At 57.3% G+C, this 25,000-nt stretch carries 19 protein-coding genes and 1 tRNA gene; 10 read left to right on the top strand and 10 right to left on the bottom strand.

What is annotated here, in order from left to right; translation table 11 throughout:
* Positions 1-4: 4 nt before the first annotated feature.
* Genes paaC through paaA form a run of 3 tightly spaced genes read right to left on the bottom strand, consistent with a single transcriptional unit; the run spans position 5 to position 1,996 of the window.
* Positions 5-760, bottom strand: coding sequence for a 1,2-phenylacetyl-CoA epoxidase subunit PaaC (gene paaC, locus EDF73_RS22685; RefSeq protein ID WP_132731298.1), 756 nt, complete (start codon positions 758-760; stop codon positions 5-7).
* A gap of 7 nt (positions 761-767) precedes the next feature.
* The gene (gene paaB / locus EDF73_RS22680) at positions 768-1,055 is read right to left on the bottom strand and encodes a 1,2-phenylacetyl-CoA epoxidase subunit PaaB (protein WP_132731359.1); all 288 of its coding nucleotides are present in this window, start codon (positions 1,053-1,055) and stop codon (positions 768-770) included.
* 11 nt (positions 1,056-1,066) lie between these two features.
* Complete coding sequence (gene paaA / locus EDF73_RS22675) at positions 1,067-1,996, bottom strand: 1,2-phenylacetyl-CoA epoxidase subunit PaaA (protein WP_132731297.1); 930 nt, start codon at positions 1,994-1,996, stop codon at positions 1,067-1,069.
* 286 nt (positions 1,997-2,282) lie between these two features.
* Here paaA and paaZ point away from each other — a divergent pair, with 286 nt between their 5' ends.
* Both paaZ and tynA read left to right on the top strand, forming a co-directional pair.
* Positions 2,283-4,328 carry a phenylacetic acid degradation bifunctional protein PaaZ gene (gene paaZ, locus EDF73_RS22670; RefSeq protein ID WP_132731296.1) on the top strand — a complete coding sequence of 682 codons (2,046 nt, stop codon included), beginning with the start codon at positions 2,283-2,285 and terminating at the stop codon, positions 4,326-4,328.
* A gap of 315 nt (positions 4,329-4,643) precedes the next feature.
* Positions 4,644-6,911, top strand: a complete 2,268-nt coding sequence (gene tynA / locus EDF73_RS22665; protein ID WP_132731295.1) for a primary-amine oxidase — start codon at positions 4,644-4,646, stop codon at positions 6,909-6,911.
* 295 nt (positions 6,912-7,206) lie between these two features.
* On the opposite strand, the gene EDF73_RS22660 is transcribed toward tynA, so the two are convergent.
* Positions 7,207-8,706, bottom strand: coding sequence for an aldehyde dehydrogenase family protein (locus tag EDF73_RS22660; RefSeq protein WP_132731294.1), 1,500 nt, complete (start codon positions 8,704-8,706; stop codon positions 7,207-7,209).
* Between the two features lie 234 nt (positions 8,707-8,940).
* Between EDF73_RS22660 and feaR the strand changes: the two genes are divergently transcribed.
* From feaR to EDF73_RS22640, 4 genes are all read left to right on the top strand, one after another.
* Complete coding sequence (feaR, locus tag EDF73_RS22655) at positions 8,941-9,849, top strand: transcriptional regulator FeaR (RefSeq protein ID WP_132731293.1); 909 nt, start codon at positions 8,941-8,943, stop codon at positions 9,847-9,849.
* Positions 9,850-10,335: 486 nt separating this feature from the next.
* Positions 10,336-11,457, top strand: coding sequence for a Gfo/Idh/MocA family oxidoreductase (locus tag EDF73_RS22650; RefSeq protein ID WP_132731292.1), 1,122 nt, complete (start codon positions 10,336-10,338; stop codon positions 11,455-11,457).
* A gap of 222 nt (positions 11,458-11,679) precedes the next feature.
* A complete protein-coding gene (locus EDF73_RS22645; protein ID WP_132731291.1) occupies positions 11,680-13,125 on the top strand; it encodes a sugar porter family MFS transporter in 1,446 nt (481 codons plus the stop codon).
* Complete coding sequence (locus EDF73_RS22640; protein WP_132731290.1) at positions 13,115-13,549, top strand: PTS sugar transporter subunit IIA; 435 nt, start codon at positions 13,115-13,117, stop codon at positions 13,547-13,549. Before EDF73_RS22645 ends, EDF73_RS22640 begins: the two co-directional genes overlap by 11 nt.
* A gap of 106 nt (positions 13,550-13,655) precedes the next feature.
* Here the strand turns inward: EDF73_RS22640 and EDF73_RS22635 are convergent, their stop codons facing one another.
* Genes EDF73_RS22635 through EDF73_RS22625 form a run of 3 tightly spaced genes read right to left on the bottom strand, consistent with a single transcriptional unit; the run spans position 13,656 to position 16,820 of the window.
* The gene (locus EDF73_RS22635) at positions 13,656-13,991 is read right to left on the bottom strand and encodes a YdbL family protein (RefSeq protein WP_132731289.1); all 336 of its coding nucleotides are present in this window, start codon (positions 13,989-13,991) and stop codon (positions 13,656-13,658) included.
* Between the two features lie 7 nt (positions 13,992-13,998).
* A complete protein-coding gene (locus tag EDF73_RS22630) occupies positions 13,999-14,184 on the bottom strand; it encodes a YnbE family lipoprotein (protein WP_132731288.1) in 186 nt (61 codons plus the stop codon).
* Positions 14,181-16,820 (bottom strand): YdbH family protein, encoded by a 2,640-nt coding sequence (locus tag EDF73_RS22625; protein WP_132731287.1) that lies wholly within the window; start codon positions 16,818-16,820, stop codon positions 14,181-14,183. The genes EDF73_RS22630 and EDF73_RS22625 overlap by 4 nt, the downstream gene beginning before the upstream one ends.
* A 211-nt stretch (positions 16,821-17,031) precedes the next feature.
* Between EDF73_RS22625 and EDF73_RS22620 the strand changes: the two genes are divergently transcribed.
* From EDF73_RS22620 to hslJ, 3 genes are all read left to right on the top strand, one after another.
* The gene (locus tag EDF73_RS22620; RefSeq protein WP_132731286.1) at positions 17,032-17,532 is read left to right on the top strand and encodes a DedA family protein; all 501 of its coding nucleotides are present in this window, start codon (positions 17,032-17,034) and stop codon (positions 17,530-17,532) included.
* 146 nt (positions 17,533-17,678) lie between these two features.
* Positions 17,679-18,668 carry a 2-hydroxyacid dehydrogenase gene (locus EDF73_RS22615; RefSeq protein WP_132731285.1) on the top strand — a complete coding sequence of 330 codons (990 nt, stop codon included), beginning with the start codon at positions 17,679-17,681 and terminating at the stop codon, positions 18,666-18,668.
* A gap of 124 nt (positions 18,669-18,792) precedes the next feature.
* Complete coding sequence (gene hslJ, locus EDF73_RS22610) at positions 18,793-19,215, top strand: heat shock protein HslJ (protein WP_132731284.1); 423 nt, start codon at positions 18,793-18,795, stop codon at positions 19,213-19,215.
* On the opposite strand, the gene EDF73_RS22605 is transcribed toward hslJ, so the two are convergent.
* The 3 genes from EDF73_RS22605 to EDF73_RS22595 form a co-directional block, all read right to left on the bottom strand.
* Positions 19,212-19,478 (bottom strand): DUF333 domain-containing protein, encoded by a 267-nt coding sequence (locus EDF73_RS22605; RefSeq protein WP_132731283.1) that lies wholly within the window; start codon positions 19,476-19,478, stop codon positions 19,212-19,214. The genes hslJ and EDF73_RS22605 overlap by 4 nt on opposite strands.
* Before the next feature lie 398 nt (positions 19,479-19,876).
* Entirely contained in the window at positions 19,877-20,143 is a 267-nt protein-coding gene (locus tag EDF73_RS22600) for a hypothetical protein (protein ID WP_132731282.1), read from the bottom strand.
* 107 nt (positions 20,144-20,250) lie between these two features.
* Positions 20,251-20,331, bottom strand: a tRNA-His gene (locus EDF73_RS22595).
* Between the two features lie 518 nt (positions 20,332-20,849).
* Between EDF73_RS22595 and nifJ the strand changes: the two genes are divergently transcribed.
* On the top strand, positions 20,850-24,377 hold the full coding sequence (gene nifJ, locus EDF73_RS22590) for a pyruvate:ferredoxin (flavodoxin) oxidoreductase (RefSeq protein WP_132731281.1): 3,528 nt from the start codon (positions 20,850-20,852) through the stop codon (positions 24,375-24,377).
* Positions 24,378-25,000 lie beyond the last annotated feature (623 nt).

Genomic DNA, 25,000 nt, shown 5'->3' with positions numbered 1-25,000 from the left:
CCTGTTACCACTGCTGACCGGGATAAGCGCGTTGCAGATACTGCATTTCCGCCAGCAACGGGCCGAGATGTTCGCTGTGCAGGCCCTGCTTGCCGCCGTGGCGGAACGCCGCTTCCTGCGGGATCTGCAGGCCGGCATCGAGCAGCGCGGTGTGTACCGTGCTCTGCCACTCCGCCTGCAGCTCGCGCGGGTCAACCGCAATGCCCTGTTCGGCGAGCGTGATTTCCAGCTCATCGGCAAGGAACAGTTCGCCGGTAAAGCGCCACAGGCTATCGACCGCCTGTTGCATCTTCTGCGCCGATGCTTCCGTGCCGTTACCCAGACGTTCCAGCCAGCCGCGGCTGAAGCGCAGGTGATAGCGCACTTCTTTCAGCCCTTTGGCGGCAATGGCGGCAATTTGCGTATCGCGGCTGTTCACCAGGCGGCTAAATAACGCCACGTGCCAGGCATCGATAAAGAACTGGCGGGCGATGGTGTCGGCGAAGTTGCCGTTCGGCTGTTCCACCAGCAGTAAATTGCGGTACTGACGCTCATCGCGGCAAAAGGCGAGGCTGTCTTCATCGCCGCTCCCCGCCTGCTCTGCCGCGTAGCTGAGGAAATTACGCGCCTGGCCCAGCAGGTCGAGGCCGATATTGGCCAACGCGAGATCGATTTCCAGCTCCGGCGCATGGCCGCACCACGCGCCTAAGCGCTGGGCCAGCACCAGACCGTTATCGCCGAGACGCAGCGCATAGGTTGCAACGGGATTGAGGTTGTTCATCGCGGCCTCACATATGTTCCATGCCGTCGGGCACGCTGTAAAAAGTCGGATGGCGGTAGACTTTGCTCTCCGCCGGGTCAAAAAATTCCCCGCGTTCATCCGGCTGCGAGGCAATAATCTGGCTGGCTTTTACCACCCACAGCGAGCAGCCTTCGCTGCGCCGGGTATATACGTCGCGGGCATTTTCCAGCGCCATTCGATCGTCGGCGGCATGCAGGCTGCCCACATGACGATGGGATAATCCCTGTTTGCTGCGGACAAAAACTTCATATAACGGCCAGTAAACGTTGCTCATCATGCTTCTCCTTATGCCGCATCGCGGGCGTGTTGTTTCTGCGCATGGGCCAGGGCGGCTTCTCGCACCCATGCCCCCTCTTCCCAGGCCTTACGTTTGGCCGCCAGCCGTTCGTGGTTGCAGATCCCGCGTCCGTTGATCACCTCGTTCAGCTCCTGCCAGTCGATTGCGCCAAACCGGTAGTGGCCAGTGGCCTCATCAAACTGCAAATCGGCGTCCGGCACCTGCATGCCGAGGATCGCCACCTGGGGTACGGTGTTATCGACAAAACGCTGGCGCAGCTCGTCGTTGGAGTGGAGTTTGATTTTCCACGCCATGCTGCGCGCGCTGTTCGGCGAGTTGTCGTCGCTGGGGCCAAACATCATCAGGGCCGGCCACCAGAAACGATTAATGGCATCCTGCAACATCTGACGCTGCTCTTCGCTGCCCTCGGCCAGCGCCATGCAGGCTTCAAACCCCTGACGCTGGTGAAAGCTCTCCTCTTTGCAAATTTTGACCATCGCCCGGGCATACGGGCCGTAGGAGGTCCGGCACAGCGCGACCTGATTGACGATAGCGGCGCCGTCCACCAGCCAGCCGATAACGCCGATATCCGCCCAGCTCAGCGTCGGGTAGTTAAAGATCGAGGAGTATTTCATCTGCCCGTCGAGCATCTTCTGATACAGATCTTCGCGGGCGCAGCCGAGCGTTTCCGCCGCGCTATAGAGATACAACCCGTGCCCGGCCTCGTCCTGCACCTTCGCCAGCAAAATCGCTTTACGGCGCAGCGTCGGCGCGCGGGTGATCCAGTTACCTTCCGGCAGCATGCCGACAATTTCAGAGTGCGCGTGCTGGCCAATCTGCCGGATCAGCGTCTTGCGATAGGCCTCCGGCATCCAGTCCTGCGGTTCGATGGCCGTATCCTGCGCGATGCGCTGCTCAAAGCGTTGTTCTTCTGTCACGTCATCACCTTTATGATTCCGATAAATTCAATAAACACCAATTTGCGAATCACTTTGTTTTATAAAAGTTACACTCAGGTTAAATAAAACCACAAATTTTGTTTGTTCTTTTTGTGATGACTACCGCAAAACAATGCGAGAAAAGGCTGAAATACAACAGGATAGCGCCGAAACGCTGAGCGCCCGCGATCACAATGTTAATAAATTATTAAATAGCACCTTGCATTTTGTGATTCATAAAATAACTATTTAAGAATATTTAACGTAACACATTTGGAGATTTGCGATGCAGCAGTTAGCCAGCTACTTATCCGGCGCCTGGCAGACCGGACGGGGCCGCAGCCGTACTATTCGCCACGCCATCAGCGGTGAAGCGCTATGGGAGGTCACCAGCGAAGGGCTGGATATGGCCCAGGCGCGCCGCTTTGCCATCGACCATGGCGGCAAGGCGTTACAAGCCATGACCTTTATCGAACGCAGCGCGATGCTGAAAGCGGTGGCCAAACATCTGCTGGCAGAAAAAGCCGCGTTATATGCCATCTCGGCGCAAACCGGCGCGACCCGCGCCGACAGCTGGGTCGACATCGAAGGCGGGATTGGCACGCTGTTTACCTACGCCAGCCTCGGCAGCCGGGAATTGCCGGACGATACGCTGTGGCCGGAAGATGAATTGATTCCGCTGTCAAAACAGGGAAGCTTCGCCGCCCGCCACCTGCTGACCGCAAAATCCGGGGTCGCGGTGCATATCAATGCCTTCAACTTCCCCTGCTGGGGGATGCTGGAAAAGCTGGCGCCAACCTGGCTTGCCGGGATGCCGGCGATCGTCAAACCGGCGACCGCTACCGCGCAGCTGACCCAGGCCATGGTCAAATCCATTGTCGACAGCGGGCTGGTGCCGGAAGGCGCCATCAGCCTGATTTGCGGCGGCGCGGGCGATCTGCTCGATCATCTGGACAGTCAGGACGTGGTAACCTTTACCGGCTCGGCGCATACCGGCCAACAGCTCCGCGTTCACCCGAACCTGGTGGCGAAATCGATCCCCTTCACCATGGAAGCCGATTCGCTGAACTGCTGCGTACTCGGGGATGACATCACCCCGGAACAGCCGGAATTTGCCCTGTTTATCCGCGAAGTGGTGCGCGAGATGACTGCCAAAGCCGGGCAGAAATGTACCGCTATCCGCCGCATTATCGTCCCGCAGGCGCAGGTTAACGCGGTCAGCGAGGCGCTGATTGCCCGCCTGCAAAAAGTGACCGTCGGCGACCCGGCGCAGGAAGGGATCCGGATGGGCGCGCTGGTCAGTCACGACCAGCGTCAGGATGTGCAGGAGAACGTCAACAGGCTGGTGCAGGCCGGGTGTGAAGTCCTGCTCGGCGGCCAGGCGGATCTCAACGCGAGCGGCGCCTTCTTCCCCCCGACGCTGCTGTTCTGCCCGCAGCCGGATGAAACGCCGGCGGTGCACGCCATCGAAGCGTTCGGCCCGGTGGCCACTCTGATGCCCTATCAGCATCGCGAACATGCGCTGGCCCTGGCGCGCGCTGGCGAAGGTAGCCTGGTGGGGACGCTGGTGACCGCCAGCGGCGAACTGGCCCGTCGCTTTATTCTCGGCGCCGCGCGTGCCCATGGCCGGATTCAGATCCTCAACGAAGAGTCGGCGGTGGAATCCACCGGTCACGGCTCCCCGCTGCCGCAGCTGGTCCATGGCGGGCCGGGACGCGCGGGCGGCGGCGAAGAGCTGGGCGGGCTGCGCGCGGTGAAACACTACATGCAGCGTACCGCCGTTCAGGGTAGCCCAACCATGCTGGCCGCCATCGGCCAGCAGTGGGTCCGCGGCGCGCAGGTCAACGAGGATCGCATCCATCCGTTCCGTAAATATTTTGAAGAGATTCAGCCCGGCGATAGCCTGCTGACCCCGCGCCGGACGTTGACCGAAGCGGATATCGTTAATTTTGCCTGTCTCAGCGGCGATCACTTCTACGCCCATATGGACAAGATTGCCGCCGCCGATTCGATTTTCGGCGAACGCGTGGTTCATGGTTACTTCCTGATTTCCGCCGCCGCCGGGCTGTTCGTGGATGCCGGCGTCGGTCCGGTCATCGCCAACTATGGCATGGAAAACCTGCGCTTTATCGAACCGGTGAAGCCGGGCGATACCATCCAGGTGCGGCTGACCTGCAAGCGGAAAACGGTGAAGCGCCAGCGAACTGCCGAAGAGAAAGCGACCGGCGTCGTGGAGTGGGCGGTGGAGATAGTCAACCAGCACCAGCAGCCGGTGGCGCTGTATTCGATCCTGACGCTGGTGGCCCGCCAGCACGGCGATTTTCCGGGCTAACGCGCGGCGGTGTTTGCCCTGCGCCGGGCCAACAGCATCGGTTCCAGATGCCTCTTCGGAGGCATTTTTTGTGCCATGCGCTGAAGCATTCGCCGCATAACTGGCACATCTGACAAACAACCTGGCAAGAGCACGCAAACGTCTTGCCACTCACCGCTGGTAGGTTAAAGCGTGTGAAGCCGCCTTTTCGCCGCGGCAAGCAATACCACCACTCGCCCTGAATCATTGGGATTGCAGGATGGGCCGCACGGACCCGCAGCCGATGAACACGCAATCTGCAGCATGACGGGAATATAAATATAAGATGAGGTCACAATGGCAAATAGCTCAATTCGTTCCCCGCGCAAAACGGCGTTAGCCCTGGCCGTTGCCCTGTTTTGCGCCTGGCAGTCTCCGGCGTTCGCGCACGGCGGCGAAGCCCATATGGTCCCGATGGATAAGACTCTGCAGGCGTTCGGCGCCGACGTGCAGTGGGATGATTATGCCCGGATGTTCACCCTGATTAAGGATGGCGCGTTTGTCAAAGTGAAACCCGGCGCTAAAACGGCCATCGTCAACGGTAAGCCGCTGAATTTGCAGGTTCCGGTGGTAATGAAAGACGGCAAAGCGTGGGTCTCCGAGACCTTTATCAATGATGTCTTCCAGTCCGGACTTGACCAGACTTTCCAGGTGGAGAAGCGTCCGCATCCGCTCAACTCGTTATCCGCCGCCGAAATCAGCGAAGCGGTCACCATCGTGAAGGCCGCGCCGCAATTCCGCCCCAACACCCGTTTCAGCGAAATCTCCCTGCACGAGCCGGATAAGGCGGCAGTATGGGCCTTTGCCTTAAACGGCACCGCCGTCGATGCCCCGCGAACCGCCGACGTGATCATGCTCGATGGCAAACACGTGATTGAAAGCGTGGTCGATCTACAGAACAAAAAAATTCTCTCCTGGAAACCGATTAAAGATGCGCACGGCATGGTGCTGCTGGATGATTTCTCCAGCGTGCAAAATATCATTAACGCCAGCGACGAATTTGCCGCGGTGCTGAAAAAGCACGGGATCGCCGATAGCAAAAAAGTGATTACCACCCCGCTGACCGTCGGCTACTTTGACGGCAAAGATGGCCTCCGACAGGACGCGCGGCTGCTGAAAGTGGTGAGCTATCTTGATACCGGCGACGGCAACTACTGGGCGCACCCTATCGAAAACCTGGTCGCCGTGGTGGATCTCGAACAGAAAAAGATCGTTAAGATTGAAGAAGGTCCGGTGATCCCGGTGCCGATGGCGCCGCGCCCTTATGATGGCCGCGACCGCGTAGCGCCCTCCGTCAAACCGCTGGATATCAGCGAGCCGGAAGGGAAAAACTACACCATTACCGGCGACACCATTCACTGGCAGAACTGGGATTTCCATCTGCGGCTGAATTCGCGCGTGGGGCCCATTTTGTCCACCGTGACTTACAACGACCATGGCAAGAAACGCCAGGTGATGTATGAAGGTTCGCTGGGCGGGATGATCGTGCCTTACGGCGATCCGGATGTCGGCTGGTACTTCAAAGCCTACCTCGACTCCGGCGACTACGGCATGGGTACCCTGACCTCGCCAATCGCGCGCGGCAAAGATGCGCCGGCCAACTCGGTGCTGCTGGATGAAACCATCGCCGATTATACCGGCGCGCCAACCACCATCCCGCGCGCCATCGCCATCTTTGAACGCTACGCCGGACCGGAATATAAGCACCAGGAGATGGGGCAGCCGAACGTCAGCACCGAGCGTCGCGAACTGGTGGTACGCTGGATCAGCACCGTCGGCAACTATGACTATATCTTCGACTGGGTGTTCCACGAGAACGGCACCATCGGCATCGACGCCGGGGCCACCGGGATTGAAGCGGTCAAAGGGGTGATGGCGAAGACCATGCACGACCCGAGCGCAAAAGAAGATACCCGCTACGGGACGCTGATCGACCATAACATCGTCGGCACCACCCACCAGCATATCTACAACTTCCGCCTTGATCTCGACGTCGACGGCGAGAACAACACGCTGGTGGCGATGGACCCGGAAGTGAAGCCCAATACCGCCGGCGGCCCGCGCACCAGCACCATGCAGGTGAACCAGTACAGCATCGACAGCGAGCAGCAGGCGGCGCAGAAGTTCGACCCCGGCACCATCCGTCTGCTGAGCAGCACCACCAAAGAGAACCGGATGGGCAACCCGGTATCGTATCAAATTATCCCGTACGCGGGCGGTACCCACCCGGCGGCAACCGGCGCCAAATTCGCCCCGGACGAGTGGATTTATCACCGTCTGAGCTTTATGGATAAGCAGCTGTGGGTGACCCGTTACCATCAGGCAGAGCGCTACCCGGAAGGGAAATACCCCAACCGTTCGGTGCACGATACCGGTCTTGGCGCGTATGCCAGCGATAACGAGTCGCTGAATAACCACGACGACGTAGTCTGGATCACCACCGGCACCACCCACGTTGCGCGCGCCGAAGAGTGGCCGATTATGCCTACCGAATGGGCGCATGCGCTGCTGAAGCCGTGGAACTTCTTTGACGAAACCCCGACCCTGGGCGACAAGAAAAAGTAGCCCTGGCCCCGGTCCGCGACATGCGGCCGGGGAATTCTGCACAGCGTTAAACGTGCCCTCCCCGGGCACGTTTGCGCATCTGCGGTGAAATCCAGCCAGATTCAGACGTCACTCCCCGCCTGGCGCTTAGCGCCTCCCGCCAGCGCTCGGGACAATACAGCGGGAGAGCAGAGTTTAATCGCCGGAGGGGAAGAAAGAAGAATGGCGGCGCAGTGATAAGCCAGCGAACACGCGGGGATATTTCAGCGCCTGACGCCACGGCGGGATGCCGGGCGTCAGGCGCTGGGGTCAGAGATTAATAACGCACGCAAACCGATTTCGTTTCACACCAGTCGTCCAGCCAGTCCGGACCGAAGTCGCGTCCGGTTCCGGACTGCTTCATGCCACCAAACGGCAGGTTGGCGTCGATGAGCGTATGGCTGTTGACCCACACCGTCCCGGCCTGCAGGCGCTCGGTATAGCTCAGGGCCTGTGTCAAATCGCCGGTCCAGACGCTGGCGGTCAGACCAAAATCACTGTCGTTAGCCAGGCGCAGCGCTTCTTCGCCATCGGCGACGCGCACCAGGTTGACCACCGGACCAAAGACCTCTTCCCGGCTGAGACGCAGCCCGGCGTCCGGGTTAATCACCAGCGTCGGCGCGATATAATAGCCCTGCGTATCCGGCCCGGCCTGTCCGCTAATCAGTTCCGCATGCTGCTTGTGCGCGTCATCCAGATAAGCCGCCACTTTCTCACAGTGCGCCCGCGACACCACCGGGTTAATCTGGCTGGTTTCCTGCATACCGGGTCCGACCTGCAACGACTTCACCGCCTGCTCAAAACCGCTCACCAGGCTATCGAACAGCGGGGCTTCAATATAGATACGCGAGCTGGCGGCACACACCTGACCCTGGTTGAGGAAACTGCCGGTCATTAACCCTTCAATGACCCACTCCGGGTTGGCATCTTTCAGCACAATCGCCGGGTTCTTGCCCCCCAGCTCAAGGGTCACGCGGGTCAGACGGTCGGCGGCAACGCGGGCAATCTGCTTGCCGGTGGCGGTGGAGCCGGTAAAGCTGACCTTCGCCACCTGCGGATGGGAGGTTAACGCCGCGCCGCAGCCGGCGCCGCTACCGGTCACGACGTTAAACACCCCGTCCGGGATCCCGGCTTCGGTTGCCAGCTCGGCAACCCGCAGCAGGGTCAGCGGCGTGGTCTCCGACGGCTTGATAACGATAGAGCACCCTGCCGCCAGCGCCGGCATCACTTTCCACATGCCGATCATCAGCGGGAAGTTCCACGGCACGATCCCGGCGACAACCCCCACCGGCTCTTTGCGGGTCCACGCCTGGTAACGCGCCCCCTGCGGGAACGGAATCGAGACGTCGAGCGTACGCCCGCTGATTTTGGTAGTCAGTCCGGCGGTGTAGCGCATCCAGTTCAGGGTGCAGCCCACTTCAAACGCCCGGGAAATAGCGATCGATTTCCCCTGTTCGAGGGTTTCCAGCTGCGCCAGCTCTTCGCCATGCCGCTCGACCAGGTCGGCAAAACGCAGCAGGATCCGCTCACGATCGGCGGGCGGGCGTCCTGCCCAGCTACGGGCAACAAAGGCCCGCCAGGCCGACATCACGGCGCGATCGACATCGGCGGCGCTGGCGTCCGCTGTACTGGCGATGGCCTGCCCGGTCGCCGGGTTCCAGACGGTGAGCCGGCGTTCGTCGAACGACGCCTGCTGGGTGCCGTCGATGTATAAGCCATGCTGCCGGTCTAAAAACTGCTGTACGCTGGCAAGCAGCGCTACCTGTGCTGTGGACATATCGCTTCCTTATTCCTGACGGATCGTGAGTTCAGTCTACGACGAGGCCGGCGCGCCCGCTTTTTTCTCTGTGACATTCGTTGTTGCTGCTGTGACAAGCGCCGCAATTAAGCAGATTGCGCGCCCAGAAATGTGCCTCAGGTAATAGTTCTTTCATATACTCCGCCCCGCGCTCTTGAATGCGGCAGCGTAAATGCAACAATGCCAAAACATTATTTTTACAAGAGACGGGTTATGACGACGGTGGAGAACGGACAGGACTTCCAGCGCTGGTTGGCGAAAATCAATCAGGTCTGCGGCCATTTTGCCGCCCGTCCGCTGGAAGGCCGCTTTCACGGCGAGATCGATGCCAGCTACGCCGGTAACCTGAAGGTCAGCACCGTCACCGCCTGTGGCGTTAATCTCTTCCGCACCCGCGATGAAATTAAGCGCGATAACGATGACTGGTTTTATACCGTGTTCCAGCTCTCCGGCCAGGCGGCCATCGAACAGGACGATCGTCAGGCGGTGCTGGAAGCGGGTGATATCGCCCTGATTGACGCCTCCCGCCCATGTTCAATCTTCTGGCAGCAAACCTCACGCCAGGCATCTTTGCTGCTGCCCCGACCATTGCTCGAACAGCAGCTGCGCGGCAGCGAAATCAGCATCGCCACGCGGCTGGAAAAATCCCTGCCGATGGTGCAGCTCAGCCAGCGGCTGTTGCAGGAGAGCATGAGCAGCCCCGGACTTTCCGCAAGCGAGAGTGAAGCGGCGCTGGAGGCTATCGTCTGTTTGCTACGGCCGATGCTGCATCATCACGATGCCCAGCCCTCGCGTCGGGAGAAGCAGTTTCAGAAAATTATGGATTTAATCGATGATTCCATTCAGGCGGAGCACCTGCGCCCGGAATGGCTGGCCAGCGAAACCGGCATGTCGGTACGCAGCCTGTACCGGCTGTTTGCCGATAAGGGTCTGGTGGTCGCGCAGTATATTAAGAACCGCCGTCTCGACCTCTGCGCCCGGGCGCTGCGCAATGCCCACGATGATGAAAAACTGGCGGGGATTGGCTATCGCTGGGGCTTCAGCGACCACAGCCACTTCTCCACCGCCTTCAAGCAGCGCTTTGGCGTTTCGCCTGGAGAATACCGCAAGCGCTGCCGTTGAGGATTGACGCAGCCCGCGCCTCTTTACCCCGGCCCCCTGCACGCGCTATTGAACGTCTGACCCTCTCCCGCGAGTCCCGGCCCGGGCGTGCGAGGCGCATGCGGCGTAGCGCGCAGGCGATTTCCCTTCCTGCCGCTAAAGACATGAACTCGCCAACAACCGATAAAATGGAATTTAAATTTCAATATTAATCATGCGGATTTAGAAGTGTGATTCCCATCAAAATTTTAACTTTTAATTCAATATGTTGAATTTCCTTAACTCATAAAGCGCCAAAATAAATAGCATTAAAAATCAACATATTACACCATGTCTTTTTTATCCCTCTTGAAAATTCAGCCTCTTCTGAACAAAATGAAATGAAATAAAATTTCCAAATTGAGATATGTTTGTGATTTTATTTCATAATAAAACGTCATATTACTCTTTATAAAACAAAACCTGACGACCCTTAGCGGTACCTGAACCCGCTAACAAGGAGGAGAGATGAAGGAAGTAAGAGTAGGACTGATCGGTACCGGCTATATTGGCCGTTGTCATGCCATTGCCTACGCTCAGGCCCCGACGGTATTTCAACTGAAAGGCAAGCTGGTCAAGGAGATGGTGGCAGAGATCAACGAAGATTTAGCCAGACAAAAAGCGCAGGATTTTGGCTTCAATCGCTACACCGGCGACTGGCAAACGCTGTGCCAGGACCCCAACATTGATGTCGTGGATATCTGTGCGCCGAACTATTTGCATAAAACTATTGCTCTGGAAGCGATTAAACACGGCAAACACGTCTATAGCGAAAAACCGTTAGCCTTAACCGCCAGCGACGCCCGGGAGATGGTCGCCGCAGCTGAGCAGGCGGGAGTCAAAACGCTGGTAGGATTTAACTACATGAAAAATCCCGCGGCGCAGCTGGCTAAGCAGATTATCGATCGCGGCGAAATCGGAGATATCGTCCATTTCTACGGTACGCATAATGAAGATTATCTGGCTAACCCACACACCCCTATCGACTGGCACTGTGTAAAAGAGTTGGCCGGTTTAGGCGCGCTGGGCGATTTGGCGGCCCATATCGTCAATATGGCCCATTATTTAGTCGGCGGCATAAAAGAAGTTTCCGGTGATATGACGACGGTCATCCCGGTACGCCCGGATCCGCGGGATCCGCAAACAATGCGCAGCGTAGAGAATGAAGATCAGGCCAGCGCCCTGGTGCGCTTCGAGTCCGGCGCGATGGGCGTCATTGAAACATCGCGTATTGCCTGCGGGCGTAAAATGGGTTTGACGTTCGTTGTGACCGGCACCAGGGGGACGATTAGCTACACCCAGGAACGGATGGCGGAACTCAACGTCTATCGCCATGACGATGACCGATCCCGCCAGGGCTTTAAAACGATCCTCATTGGTCCTGAGCACCCCAACTATTCTGCTTTCTGCGTCTCCGCCGGGCACGGTTTCGGCTTCAACGATCAGAAAACGGTTGAAATCGGCGAGTTGATAAACGGCATCGCGGCAGATGAACCGCTATGGCCCGATTTCCAGGAAGGCCTGCGTGTTTCTCAGGTTCTGGAAGCCATCGCCAGTTCCGCGCAAAAACGTTGTTGGGTTAGCGTTTAAATAGCCACCGCGGAGGAATAAATATGCCAGATATACTGATAACACACCGTTATTCAAAAATAAGCCTCAGCGCCCATGTTGATTAAACGCATGATGGTGAGCGCGAATAATTGCACCGGAAAAAATAATTCGCCGCCGTGCCGCGGCGGTAGACCATACGCTATCGCGCGAACCTGAAGCGAAACTTTTTCCGTGCCGTTAATTAAAATAAAAGGTATGAAAATGTCAGCTATCATGAATCTGAACCTACAGCAAAGAAAACGCCTGCACCAAATAACCTTAGTGGCGACATTCGGTGGCCTGCTATTTGGTTATGACACCGGGGTTATTAATGGTGCATTTTCTTCACTAAAACAATATATGGCCCTGACTCCGACAACGGAAGGTCTGGTCATGAGCGTATTGCTGGTTGGCGCCGCCATTGGCAGCGTATTCGGCGGCACGCTTGCCGATTTCTTCGGCCGCAGAAAGTACCTGCTGTGCTTGTCATTTATTTTCTTCATCGGCGCATTAATGTCTGCTCTGGCCCCGGATATCACCGTTCTGCTGATTTCCCGATTCTTGTTAGGCTATGCCGTGGGCGGCGCTTCAGTGACCGCGCCTACATTTATCTCCGAAGTCGCGCCAACCGAAATGCGCGGTAGGCTCACCGGCCTCAATGAAGTGGCGATCGTTATCGGACAGCTGGCCGCATTCGCTATCAACGCCGTAATTGGCATCGTCTGGGGACACCTCCCTGAAGTCTGGAGATATATGTTAATGGTCCAGACCATTCCCGCCATTTGTTTATTTGTCGGGATGCTGCGTTCGCCGGAAAGTCCGCGCTGGCTGGTCAGCAAGAACCGCAATGAAGAAGCGCTGGAAGTCTTAAAGCAAATTCGCTCTCCGGAACGGGCCATCCAGGAATATGAAGATATTACGACCTTAATCAACATCGAAGAGGCGAGAAAATCGAGTAACCAAAACGCCTTTATCACTATCATCAATACGCCATGGATTTTTAAATTACTGCTGGTGGGTATCATCTGGGCGGCGTTGCAGCAAACCACCGGGGTTAACGTCATTATGTACTATGGTACGGAAATTCTCAGCACCGCCGGATTCTCCGAAAGAACTTCATTAATATGCAACGTACTTAACGGCGTGTTCTCGGTGGGTGGCATGCTGATTGGGGTCATGTTCCTCGTTGACCGTTTTAAACGCAAGACCATTATTATTTATGGTTTTGCTATTATGGCGACGCTGCACCTGATTATTGCCGGCGTCGATTACACTCTGGTCGGCGATCTCAAAGCAACGGCGATCTGGCTGCTCGGCGCGCTGTTTGTCGGGGTGATGCAAGGAACCATGGGGTTTATTACCTGGGTGGTATTAGCCGAACTCTTCCCGTTGAAATATCGCGGACTATCGATGGGCATTTCGGTGTTTTTCATGTGGATCATGAATGCGATTGTCAGCTATCTGTTTCCTCTGCTGCAGGCCAAACTCGGTTTAGGCCCGGTATTCCTGATTTTTGCCGCGATTAACTATCTGGCCATTCTCTTTGTGGTTACCGCACTGCCGGAAACGGCCAACAAATCCCTGGAACAACTGGAAGAAGAGTTATCCTCTAATAACAACGATGTGCTGATTAATCATGGCGCAGAGGCGGCCCACTATGATCGATAACATTACGGCAGATAATCTGCACCTTGGCTACAAGGCTAAAAATAAGACCGAAGTCCTGTCACTACTCGGTGATGAATTCAGGAAAAAAGGTTATGTCAGCGAAGACTGCATCGTTTTTCTTGAGGAAAGAGAGCGCCAGGTCTCCACTTTCTTAGGTAACGGGATTACGCTCCCGCACCTGCCGAAATCTGCAGGCCAGATCATTATCAGGAGCGGGGTGGAAATTTTTCAGTTTCCTGATGGCGTCATCTGGGACAGAAGCAACGTCATGTTCATTGCTATCGGAGTGATTGCCAAAGAAAAGGAGCACATCGATGTGCTGAAGGAGATCGCCTCTATTTTTAGCGATGAGATCATTGCCAACGCGCTGTCATTAATCTCAAACAAGCAGGACTTCCTGAAAATTTTACAGCAACATCGCTAGTCACGGTCTTTGAACGTCGAAAACGTTTAAGCCCGGCCGGCCCTCGCCGCCGGCGATGAAAGAATCGTCATCGCCGGCGGCGCTCAGTCAGCGACAAGCCGACGCGTCACTGCGGGAGCGATTTCCGCAGCCATTTGCCGTTAAGGCCCTGCACATATTCCCCCGGCTGCGCCCTGGCCACCAGCTTCTGTCCGGCCATTTTAGCCACTTCATCCACCGGCAAATTATTCTCATCCGCCAGCTGCTGGTAGCTTTCGCTGCGCGCGGTATTGATCTGTTTTACCAGCGCCAGCGTCTCCTTGTCCTGACGTAGAGGAGCCAGATACCCCTTCAGCGTTTCACCTACCCGCCCCTGTTCACGCGCCTCATTTAGCGTCAACGCCATCGCCGATGTACTGAGGAGACCGAGCGCCAGGGTCACGATTAACCGTCGTTTTCTCATTGCCACCTCAGAATAGATCGCTGCGCGACTTCAATAGTTCTTCAACGTCCTTATCCACTTTGATATGAATTTCATGCTCAATTTTGACATTCATATTGATGGTGATCGGCTCCTTCGATGCCGCGATTTCGATCCGTGGCGTACAGCCCGCCAGCAGCATCGTGACCAGCACCGCCGTTAGCAATTTCATCATTGTTGTTCCTTACACTTTTTACCGTCCGTACAGCGCTGCACGGGAAGCACGGCGTTTTGCTCAAACCATGCCTGCACATTGTCGCCAAAACGTAAACTGCGCCACAGGTCGAAAATATTCTCCTGATGAGAATAGTTTAAATGCACCGTATTACTCTGCTCCCCGACGCGACTGGTTCCGCTGATGGTCGCCTTCAGCGTCAGCACGCCCAGATTATCGAGATTGATGCTCGTCCACGAGCGGGAGATCTCCATATAGCGCAGCCAGTTAATCGCCGCGCCCGCGGAAACATTGTCATTGACCAGCGCATCCGCCATATCCTTATCAAGACGCAGCGTCATCGGCCCCGGATTATTTAACCAGCCGTCCTTAACGATCCACTGGTCATTATCCAGCCATAGCGGCAGCGCGCCGTTAAAGGCCCCGGACATGGCGAACTGTTTGATATTTACCGCGCTCACCAGCTCGCTGCTGGAGATATTCTGCAGGCGCAGGAGCGCCGGATCGTGTTGCGGCATCCGCAGCTGCTGCATCGTCACTTTGCCGCCGAGAATATCGACGCTGACGTTGCTGAGCTGCAGCGGGTCGCTTTCACTCCACGGATAAGCCCCCTGCAGGTCTGCCGTCAAATTGCTCGCCGTCACCTGGTTGACAATTTCGCCGATACGCAACGTCACCGGCCGCCGGATCCCCAGTTGCCAGGCCCCCTGGCTAAAGCGGAACGGCAGCACAAAATCGACGCCATTGATCTGATTATCCGGCATCCAAGCGCTGCCGCCTTTTAAGACGCCATGCCCGCCGGCTTCAAATCCCTGGTCTGCCGCCGCCGAGAAGGCGACCTGCGCATACAGCATCCCTGCGCGCAGGTTCATTTTCCAGTCCGGCGGTACCAGCGGTTGAAAAACCGTTAGCGACTGTTTCGGCCACCAGGCCTGGCCACGCAGCCGCTCACCGTCCCAGCGCCCGGTCACCCGCACGGGGCCGATCTTGTTGGCGTGCAGCGAACCGTTGAACAGGAACCAGGTCGGATCGCGTCCGTCGATGTTGAATTTTAACGTCGAGGGCGGGAGTTCGCTGCCGCTGCTAAACGTGGTTTTCCCCGCGTCGAGCGACAGCGCGCCGCTAAGCCTGGGGTGTTGTTCACTTCGCAGCCAGTGGATCGGCTGGTCCAGGGTCAAGCGCGGCGTGCTCACCAGCATAGTGCCGTATTGCAGCTTATCGAAGCCGGTCGACAGGCTGTTGAGTACAATCGCACTGTCAATCCATGCCCCCGCGCCTTTTACGTCCCAACGCGCCTGCATCGGCGTAAAATGCCCCTCGCCCCAGTAGCGCCACTGCCAGCGCCCGCTATCGGGCATAAAATTATCGGCCTGGCCATCAAGATGCAGCATGAAATCGCCCATTTCCTGCTCGTGGGCGCGCAAAATGGCCTGCAGGCGGCCGTCCACGCCCTGCCGGGTCACCTTTACCCCAGCCAGCGGCAGGCGAATTTCATCAATGTTTAATGAATCAATAACCCGCCCGCGGGAACGCAGCAGCGCGCCGGGATGGAACGCCAGTTCAGGTGCGGCCAGCGGGCCGTGCAGATTCGCCGGCAGCGCGGCATAAACGATCAGGTCGCCGAGTTTGGCCTCGCCGGTCAAGCGCAGCGGCATGTCGCTGTCGTCGATACTCAGTTTACCGGGACCGATGGTCAGAACCGCGTTCCCTTTACCGGCGTCCCCCTGGGTGAGCACGTTCAGACGGCCGCTGACCTGCATCTGTTCGGTGCCCTGTTGCCAGTTGCCGACCGACAGCGCCACCCGGCCGTTCAGCGGATAGCCGGCATATTCGGTATGCCAGCGCCCATCGCTGATAGTCATGCGCTCCGGGGTGATTTCCCACGGCAAATCGAGCATCGGCTCAACCTCGCCGCGCGGGGTCACGACCAGCTGTCCGCGGTTCTTCTCCCACTCCAGTTCGGCATCCACCAGCCCTGCCGTTTGCGGGAATTCAAAGGTGGTGACCAGGTGGCCATCAACCGGTAAACCGTCCGGCACCAGCGGCATATGAAACTCGCCGGCGAGCTTAACCGGCGCCTGGCCGTCCACCAGCCGGGCCGAAAAGTCGCTGACCGTCAGCGCCTGTCCGCGCAGGCGCGCCTGCAACGTGATTTCTTTACCGCTATAACCGATATCCTGCTGCTGCGGGGTCAACGACATCACCAGCCGCCCCTGCCACTTTTCCCACGGCGAGAGGCGCAGGCTGTCAATGGTCAGCCAGCTATAGGGCAGCATGGATTGCCATTCCGCCAGGGTACGCGGCGCGCCGGCCGCCGGTTCGCTTTCCGGGAGCTTGCTCAGACAGGCGCTGTTGATATCGAGTTCGTCAACGTGCAGCCGCCAGCGGCTGGGGTGCGAAAGCTGAGCGTCGGTAATGCGCGCCAGCTCGCAATCGCCGACCAGATAGCGAAGATCGGGAATGCGTAACCCGGAGCGCGTCAGGCGCGGGCTGTCAGTAAACGCGATACGGGTGCCCGCGGGCAGCCAGATGCCTGCCAGCGTGGGTACCCAATGGGTTAGCGTCGACAGCAAAGCCAGCGGTAGCAGAATAAGTGCTAACAGTAGCGCGATGGCGGCTTTATATTTACCCTTCATGGGCAGTAATATCCTGATTCAACAAAAGTAAAAGCCGAAAGTAGCGCTTATTGTGGCACGTTCGACCAGTGAGTTAAAGTTTCCATCCAGCCTAAGAATAGTTGCTGCGCCGCCATCGCTACGGTGAAATTTTGTCCATGACCTATTTAGCCGTCATTTAACCGCCCGCTGCCACACTCGTGGTATACGATTAAAGAAGCCGGCGGATCCCGTGGAATTGATTGTTTCATTCATTGAATACGCACAGCGCTATTATGCATTGCTCTTGCTGCTGGTCTTTTTGCTGACGTTCAGCAAATCCTGCGCGCTGATTTCGCTGCTGGTGCCGGGCACATCCGGGCTGTTGCTGTTCGGTCCGCTGGCGGCCAGCAGCCTGACGCATTTTTTATTAATGTGGCTAAGCGCCAGTCTTGGGGCAATCGGCGGATTCTGGCTCTCCTGGTGGCTGGGACGCCGCCATCAGCATCGCCTGCTGCGCCTGCGCTGGCTGCGCGATGAACGGCTGGCGCGCAGCCAGATATTTCTCCGGCGTCACGGCGCATGGGCGGTGTTTTTCGGCCGCTTTCTTTCCCCGCTTCGCGCTACCCTTCCCCTGGCAAGCGGCGCCAGCGGCACGCCATTCTGGCGCTTTCAACTGGCTAATATCAGCTCGGGTTTACTCTGGCCGCTGATACTGCTGGCACCCGGCGCGTTCAGCGTGAGTTTTTGGTAAAACACATTGTGTTTTAAAGAGATACCTCTACTCAGCGATATGCTCTAGAATTATCATTATAACCAGCAAGCTAAACTATTTTTTAATATTTGTGTGATTATTTTAAATATGCTACCGTGGCGGTATAATCACTGGAGAAAAGTCTTATGAAAATCGCGGTGTATAGTACGAAGCAGTACGATAAAAAGTACCTTCAGCATGTTAATGATACATATGGCTTTGAACTCGAATTTTTCGACTTTCTGCTGACCGAAAGAACGGCGAAAACGGCCAACGGCTGCGAAGCGGTATGCATTTTCGTTAATGACGACGGCAGCCGCCCGGTTCTGGAAGAGCTGAAAGCGTATGGGGTGAAGTACATCGCCCTGCGCTGCGCCGGGTTTAATAACGTCGACCTTGATGCGGCGAAAGAGCTGGGCCTGCGGGTGGTTCGCGTCCCGGCCTATTCACCGGAAGCGGTGGCTGAACATGCCATCGGCATGATGATGTCGCTGAACCGCCGTATTCACCGCGCCTATCAGCGTACCCGTGATGCCAACTTCTCCCTCGAAGGACTCACCGGCTTTACCATGCACGGTAAAACCGCCGGGGTGATCGGTACCGGCAAAATCGGCGTTGCCGCGCTGCGGATTCTGAAGGGCTTTGGTATGCGCCTGCTGGCGTTCGACCCCTACCCGAGCGCCGCGGCGCTGGATCTCGGCGTCGAGTATGTCGATCTGCCGACCCTGTACGCGCAATCCGACGTCATCACGCTGCACTGCCCGCTGACCGAAGACAACTATCATCTGCTGAACCATGCGGCGTTTGACCAGATGAAAGACGGGGTAATGGTGATCAACACCAGCCGCGGCGCGCTGATTGATTCACAGGCGGCTATCGATGCCCTGAAACATCAGAAAATTGGCGCCCTGGGAATGGACGTGTATGAGAACGAACGCGACCTGTTCTTTGAAGATAAGTCCAACGACGTCATTCAGGACGACGTCTTCCGCCGCCTCTCGGCATGCCACAACGTGCTGTTCACCGGGCACCAGGCCTTCCTGACCGCCGAAGCGCTGATCGGTATTTCGCAAACCACCCTGGACAACCTGCGCCAGGTCGATAACGGCGAAACCTGCCCGAACGCGCTGGTCTGATCGTCCTTGCCCTTTTGTGCCCTCCCTCCGCGGGGGGCACTTTCAGATAAGCCCCACAGAAATCGCCTGCCGTAAAGTTACACTCTGCTTAACTTATCAATGCGATCGCTATTCTGGAGGAATAATGAACAAGTATGCTGCACTGCTGGCGGCAGGAGTGCTGTTATCTGGCTGCGTCTACAACAGCAAGGTCTCCACCGGCGCAGAGCAACTTCAGCACCATCGTTTTGTTCTGACCAGCGTTGACGGTCAGGGGCTGAAGCCAGGGGAAAAACCGCTGGAACTGAGTTTTGGCGAAGATATGTATGTTTCAGGCAATATGTGTAACCGCTTTAGCGGCAAAGGCAAAATCAGCGACGGCGAGCTGAAGGTGAAAACGCTGGCCATGACCCGCATGCTGTGCGCGGATCCCGGGCTGAATGCGCTGGATAGCACCCTGAGCAAAATGCTGCGCGATGGCGCACAGGTTGATCTGACGGAAAGTCAGCTGACGCTGGCCACCGCCGACCGGACGCTGGTCTATAAGCTCGCCGATCTTATGAATTAGTAGTTTCCGCAGCTACCGCCCGCCAGGGCTTGCTCGCTGCAGCGCTTACCGTTAGGCAAGGCGCACATCCCGATCGCTGACCCATCAAGCTGGCGTGCCACGGAGAGCGAGCCGCCAACCATCGCGCAATTCGCCTGCCCGGAGCTGCTCATCGCGGCACGCATGCCCGGCGACACGTGTGCCGCGGTTGCCTGTTGTACTGGTTCGCTACTACAGGCCGACAATAATAACGCGGCACACCCCATTAAAAACGCAGCTCGCATCGTCTCTCTCCCTCAGAAACATCTTAAAATAAACAAACCCAAGAATAATAGGCAGCGTAGAGCCGGACGTCGAGAGGCGAAATACGTATTTATGCGCCTCATTAACATTTTCTAGCAAATTTCCCGGCCGATCGTTGATTTTGTCAGGAAAAGAGAAGGGTGAACAGGTGGTCAATCTTTACCCGCGACGGGCGCCGTGGCTGACAGGCCGGGCCAGCGGGTAAGCGTATCGCGATGATTCTACCTTTCAGCCGGCGGTTAAGAGTGATCCGCCCAATACCGGGTTCTATTTTGGCGGCAAGGCGCGGGAAAAGTTCGTGGAGAGTGACCGGATGCCTTACCCCTTGCCATTCGCAGGGTTGTTTACATCACAGATGATAATGATTATCATTTAAACATCAACAGGGAGGCATGCCGCAACCTTTACCCGTTATTGCATAATTTGCTGCCAACAAACTTCCCAGTGACTGGGCTTTTTCGGCGAGGATGCCATGTACAGTCTGAGAAAACAACTCAGCCGATATTCGGCCCGATACACGTTGCTCATCGAGTCGCAGCAGCTCCCTTTTGCGTGGGAAATATTTCGTAATACCCTGATAATACAGCAATGTGCAGCAATTGAAATCAGCCTTGCCGGTCGAGGCTGGAAACTGCACGTCGGTCATGATGAAATAACTGGTTTTCCCATGTACATCGCCAGAAGCAAGTATGGTCGTCTGATTATCATCAGGTACTCTGACTATCAGAAAGAGATGGCGAAGATTAGATAGAGTGGTCCGCCATCGGGGTCTCGAACCCCGGCCCCTACTTCCTGTCACAAAGCAATGCTCTTGCCTGGTTGAGCTAATGGCGGAACAGAACAGGATGATACCGTCCATATGGACCCGGGTTCAACCATGCATTCTGTGCATCTAACACGATAAAACCCTGCCATCTGCATAATGCACTTTCTCACACCCTCTGCGGGTGAGCGGCACGGGGCGTTTCGCTCGCCCCCATGGCCCCCGCATTGCCAGCCCGTGGCCACTCTGTAGCTCTATCGTTGCTGTCAGCAACGCCCATGTAAGCATGGAACATCGGCACAGACAGCAGGGGGTTGGGACGGCTAAAAATCGCTGCGGCGCAGGCGGCTGACCGGGTTGCCAGGGGCGGGCGAAACATCGCGAGAACTGAACCAGAATCAGCAAGATATCAGCCCTCCTCCTTCGCTCCCTTCTCCCCCTTCAGGGAGAATTCATGGATCAATTTGTGCACTCGAAAGCCTCATAACTTCAAGGGTATAGAGAATGCCCTTATACTAACTACTATAATTACAGGATCCGCGGCTGTCTGGCGGTCCCTTCTTTTTGCGCAATGTTAGGGTGTCTTCTTATGATTACTATCGACGGTAATGGCGCGGCGGCTTCAGTCGCGTTTCGCACCAGTGAGGTTATCGCCATCTACCCGATTACGCCCAGTTCGACGATGGCGGAACAGGCGGATGCCTGGGCCGGTAACGGGCTAAAAAACGTGTGGGGCGATGTGCCGCGCGTGGTGGAAATGCAGTCGGAGGCCGGGGCCATTGGCGCCGTACACGGCGCGCTGCAAACGGGGGCGCTCTCCACCTCATTCACCTCATCGCAGGGTTTGCTGCTGATGATCCCCACGCTGTACAAACTGGCCGGCCAGCTGATGCCGTTTGTCCTGCACGTCGCCGCGCGTACCGTCGCCACCCACGCGCTATCCATCTTCGGCGACCATTCCGACGTCATGGCCGTACGTCAGACCGGCTGCGCGATGCTGTGCGCCAGCAGCGTACAGGAAGCCCAGGACTTTGCGCTGATTTCCCATATCGCCACCCTTAAAAGCCGGGTGCCGTTTATTCATTTCTTCGATGGGTTCCGTACCTCGCACGAAATCAATAAAATCGCCCCGCTGGCGGACGACACCATTCGTAGTCTGCTGCCGCAGGAAGAGATTGACGCGCACCGTCTGCGTGCGCTGAACCCGGAACATCCGGTCATTCGCGGGACCTCGGCCAACCCGGATACCTGGTTCCAGTCTCGGGAAGCGACCAACCCGTGGTATGACGCGGTGTACGACCATGTCGAAACGGCAATGAACGACTTCGCCGCCGCCACCGGACGCCAGTACAAACCGTTCGAGTTCTACGGCCACCCGCAGGCGGAACGCGTGATTGTGATCATGGGCTCGGCAATCGGCACTTGTGAAGAGGTCGTGGACGAACTGCTCAGCCGCGGTGAAAAAGTCGGCGTCCTGAAAGTGCGCCTGTATCGCCCCTTCTCCGCCGCCCATCTGCTGGAAGTCCTACCGGAAAGCGCCCGCGCGGTTGCCGTGCTGGATCGCACCAAAGAACCCGGCGCGCAGGCGGAACCGCTGTATCTCGATATCATGACCGCGCTGGCGGAAGCCTTTAACCGTGGCGAGCGGGAAACCTTACCGCGCACCATCGGCGGGCGCTACGGCCTGTCGTCGAAAGAGTTCGGCCCGGAGTGCGTGCTGGCTATCTTCAATGAATTACGCGAAGCCCGGCCCAAACCGCGCTTCACCGTCGGGATCTACGATGATGTGACCAACCTGTCCCTGCCGCTGGGAGAAAATACTCTGCCGGCGGAGGCCAAGCTGGAGGCCCTGTTCTACGGTCTCGGCAGCGACGGTAGCGTCTCGGCGACCAAAAATAACATCAAAATTATCGGCAACTCCACGCCGTGGTTCTCGCAGGGCTATTTCGTCTATGACTCGAAAAAAGCCGGTGGCCTGACCGTTTCGCATTTGCGGGTGAGTGAAAAACCGATTCGTTCTTCTTATTTAATTTCGCAGGCTGATTTCGTTGGCTGCCACCAGCTACAGTTTATTGACAAATATCAGATGGTTGAACGGTTGAAGCCCGGCGGAATCTTCCTGCTCAATACGCCGTACAGCGCCGATGAGGTCTGGTCGCGTCTGCCGCAGGAAGTCCAGGCCACCCTGAATCAGAAAAAGGCGCGCTTTTATATTGTTAACGCCGCGAAGATCGCCCGCGAATGCAGCCTTGGCGCCCGTATCAACACCGTCATGCAGATGGCGTTTTTCCATTTGACGCAGATTCTCCCGGGCGACAGCGCGCTGGCCGAACTGCAGGGGGCGATTGCCAAAAGCTACAGCAGCAAAGGCCAGGATTTGGTTGAGCGTAACTGGCAGGCGCTGGCGCTGGCGCGTGAATCGTTAGCTGAAGTGCCGTTACAGCAGGTGGACGCCGCCAGTCCGAATCGCCCGCCGGTGGTATCCGACGCCGCGCCGGACTTTGTCAAAACCGTCACCGCCGCGATGCTGGCCGGGCTTGGCGATGCGCTGCCGGTCTCCGCCCTGCCGCCGGACGGCACCTGGCCGATGGGCACCACCCGTTGGGAGAAACGCAATATCGCCGAAGAGATCCCCATCTGGAAGGAAGAGCTTTGCACCCAGTGTAACCACTGCGTGGCCGCCTGCCCGCACTCGGCGATTCGCGCCAGGGTGGTTTCGCCGGAGGACATGGCAGAGGCCCCGGCCAGCCTGCACTCCCTGGATGTCAAATCCCGCGACATGCGCGGACAGAAATATGTGCTGCAGGTCGCGCCGGAAGATTGCACCGGCTGTAACCTGTGCGTGGAGGTGTGCCCGGCCAAAGATCGCCAGAACCCGGAAATCAAGGCCATCAACATGATGTCGCGCCTGGAACATGTGGAAGAAGAGAAAGTGAATTATGACTTCTTCCTCAAGCTGCCGGAAATTGACCGCAGCAAGCTGGAACGCATCGATATTCGTACCTCGCAGCTGATCAGCCCGTTGTTTGAATATTCCGGCGCCTGCTCCGGCTGCGGCGAAACGCCGTATATTAAACTGCTGACCCAGCTGTACGGCGACCGGATGCTGATCGCCAACGCCACCGGCTGCTCGTCCATTTATGGCGGCAACCTGCCATCAACGCCGTATACCACCGACGCCAACGGTCGTGGCCCGGCGTGGGCGAACTCGCTGTTCGAGGACAACGCCGAATTCGGCCTCGGCTTCCGTCTGTCGGTCGATCAGCATCGCCAGCGGGTAATGCGACTGCTGGCGCAGTTTGCCGATAAGATCCCGGCGGAGCTGAACGACGCGCTGCAGGCCGAAGCGACGCCCGAGGTTCGCCGGGAACAGGTGGCGGCGTTGCGTCAGGCGCTGGCCGGCGTCGCCGACGCGCAGGAGCTGCTCACCGATGCCGACGCGCTGGTGGAAAAATCTATCTGGCTTATCGGCGGCGATGGTTGGGCCTATGACATTGGCTTTGGCGGGCTGGATCACGTCCTCAGCCTGAGCGAAAACGTCAACATTCTGGTGCTCGATACCCAGTGTTACTCCAATACCGGCGGCCAGGCATCGAAAGCCACGCCGCTCGGCGCGGTCACCAAGTTTGGCGAACACGGTAAACGTAAGGCGCGGAAAGATCTCGGCGTCAGCATGATGATGTACGGCCATGTCTACGTGGCGCAGATCTCGCTGGGCGCACAGCTGAATCAGACGGTGAAAGCGATTCAGGAGGCGGAAGCCTACCCCGGCCCGTCGTTGATTATCGCCTACAGCCCCTGCGAAGAGCACGGTTACGATCTCGCGCTGAGTCACGATCAGATGCGTCAGCTGACCGCGACCGGCTTCTGGCCGCTGTATCGCTTCGACCCGCGCCGTGCGGATGAGGGCAAACTTCCGCTGGCGCTGGATTCTCGCCCGCCGTCCGACGCGCTGGCCGAAACGCTGCTTACCGAGCAACGCTTCCGTCGGCTCAATGCGCAGCAGCCGGAGGTAGCGGAGCAGCTGTGGAAAGATGCGGCAGCGGATTTGCAAAAACGCTACGACTTCCTGGCGCAGATGGCCGGAAAAGCGGAGAAGCCGGTGACCGAAAGTTAAGCCGCGGCGTACAGAACCCCAGCAATAAAAAAAGCCCGAATACTGATTCGGGCTTGTCATTTCTACCGCTAAAAATACACCTGCTGCACAATGCGGCGGCAATAATAAATTCTGGCGACAATAAAGGCATATAACACGCGGATAATACGCCTGTACATGACCTGTGTATAATTTTTATTATATATATTTTCATACCATATATTCACAGTAATTATCACCATCAGCGCAGCGTTATTTACTCTGCCGCAATTCATCACCGGATCATCGATTATTTACCCAGTCTTAATTTTCGCTTTGAGCATAAGCCTACGCGCCGCCAGGAGAGCAAAATAAAAAATAGCAGTCAGTCCCCCCGCGGACATGCCAGCGCGAATGGCGCGGCGGCGGGCCCGGCCGACGGCGCTAAAGCCGACATCCGCAACCGGATTAGGCAGTATGCCGCTAATACTATATTTCTACTGACGACATATTCGGCCCCCCCCTCGATCGCTGCAAAAATTAAAATGGCGACTTTCATAAAAAACAGAAAATTAACGCCACGGCGCCATCGCCGTCCTGTTTACTCCTGCATACGCGCGTTCCGATCCGCACCACAACAATAAGCGCAGGTGAAACAGATCGGC

It is taken from the genome of Klebsiella sp. BIGb0138 (genome assembly GCF_004342285.1).
Classification (GTDB): Bacteria; Pseudomonadota; Gammaproteobacteria; order Enterobacterales; family Enterobacteriaceae; genus Klebsiella.
The sequence above is the reverse complement of the archived record's forward strand: the minus strand, read 5'-3'. Positions and strand labels throughout refer to the sequence as shown.

Excerpts from the sequence above, each read along its gene's own strand:
- paaC (WP_132731298.1), bottom strand. The coding sequence starts at position 760 with ATGAACAACCTCAATCCCGTTGCAACCTATGCGCTGCGTCTCGGCGAT.
- paaB (WP_132731359.1), bottom strand. The coding sequence starts at position 1,055 with ATGAGCAACGTTTACTGGCCGTTATATGAAGTTTTTGTCCGCAGCAAA.
- paaZ (WP_132731296.1), top strand. The coding sequence starts at position 2,283 with ATGCAGCAGTTAGCCAGCTACTTATCCGGCGCCTGGCAGACCGGACGG.
- tynA (WP_132731295.1), top strand. The coding sequence starts at position 4,644 with ATGGCAAATAGCTCAATTCGTTCCCCGCGCAAAACGGCGTTAGCCCTG.
- EDF73_RS22660 (WP_132731294.1), bottom strand. The coding sequence starts at position 8,706 with ATGTCCACAGCACAGGTAGCGCTGCTTGCCAGCGTACAGCAGTTTTTA.
- feaR (WP_132731293.1), top strand. The coding sequence starts at position 8,941 with ATGACGACGGTGGAGAACGGACAGGACTTCCAGCGCTGGTTGGCGAAA.
- EDF73_RS22650 (WP_132731292.1), top strand. The coding sequence starts at position 10,336 with ATGAAGGAAGTAAGAGTAGGACTGATCGGTACCGGCTATATTGGCCGT.
- EDF73_RS22645 (WP_132731291.1), top strand. The coding sequence starts at position 11,680 with ATGTCAGCTATCATGAATCTGAACCTACAGCAAAGAAAACGCCTGCAC.
- EDF73_RS22640 (WP_132731290.1), top strand. The coding sequence starts at position 13,115 with ATGATCGATAACATTACGGCAGATAATCTGCACCTTGGCTACAAGGCT.
- EDF73_RS22635 (WP_132731289.1), bottom strand. The coding sequence starts at position 13,991 with ATGAGAAAACGACGGTTAATCGTGACCCTGGCGCTCGGTCTCCTCAGT.
- EDF73_RS22630 (WP_132731288.1), bottom strand. The coding sequence starts at position 14,184 with ATGATGAAATTGCTAACGGCGGTGCTGGTCACGATGCTGCTGGCGGGC.
- EDF73_RS22625 (WP_132731287.1), bottom strand. The coding sequence starts at position 16,820 with ATGAAGGGTAAATATAAAGCCGCCATCGCGCTACTGTTAGCACTTATT.
- EDF73_RS22615 (WP_132731285.1), top strand. The coding sequence starts at position 17,679 with ATGAAAATCGCGGTGTATAGTACGAAGCAGTACGATAAAAAGTACCTT.
- hslJ (WP_132731284.1), top strand. The coding sequence starts at position 18,793 with ATGAACAAGTATGCTGCACTGCTGGCGGCAGGAGTGCTGTTATCTGGC.
- EDF73_RS22605 (WP_132731283.1), bottom strand. The coding sequence starts at position 19,478 with ATGCGAGCTGCGTTTTTAATGGGGTGTGCCGCGTTATTATTGTCGGCC.
- EDF73_RS22600 (WP_132731282.1), bottom strand. The coding sequence starts at position 20,143 with ATGACCGACGTGCAGTTTCCAGCCTCGACCGGCAAGGCTGATTTCAAT.
- nifJ (WP_132731281.1), top strand. The coding sequence starts at position 20,850 with ATGATTACTATCGACGGTAATGGCGCGGCGGCTTCAGTCGCGTTTCGC.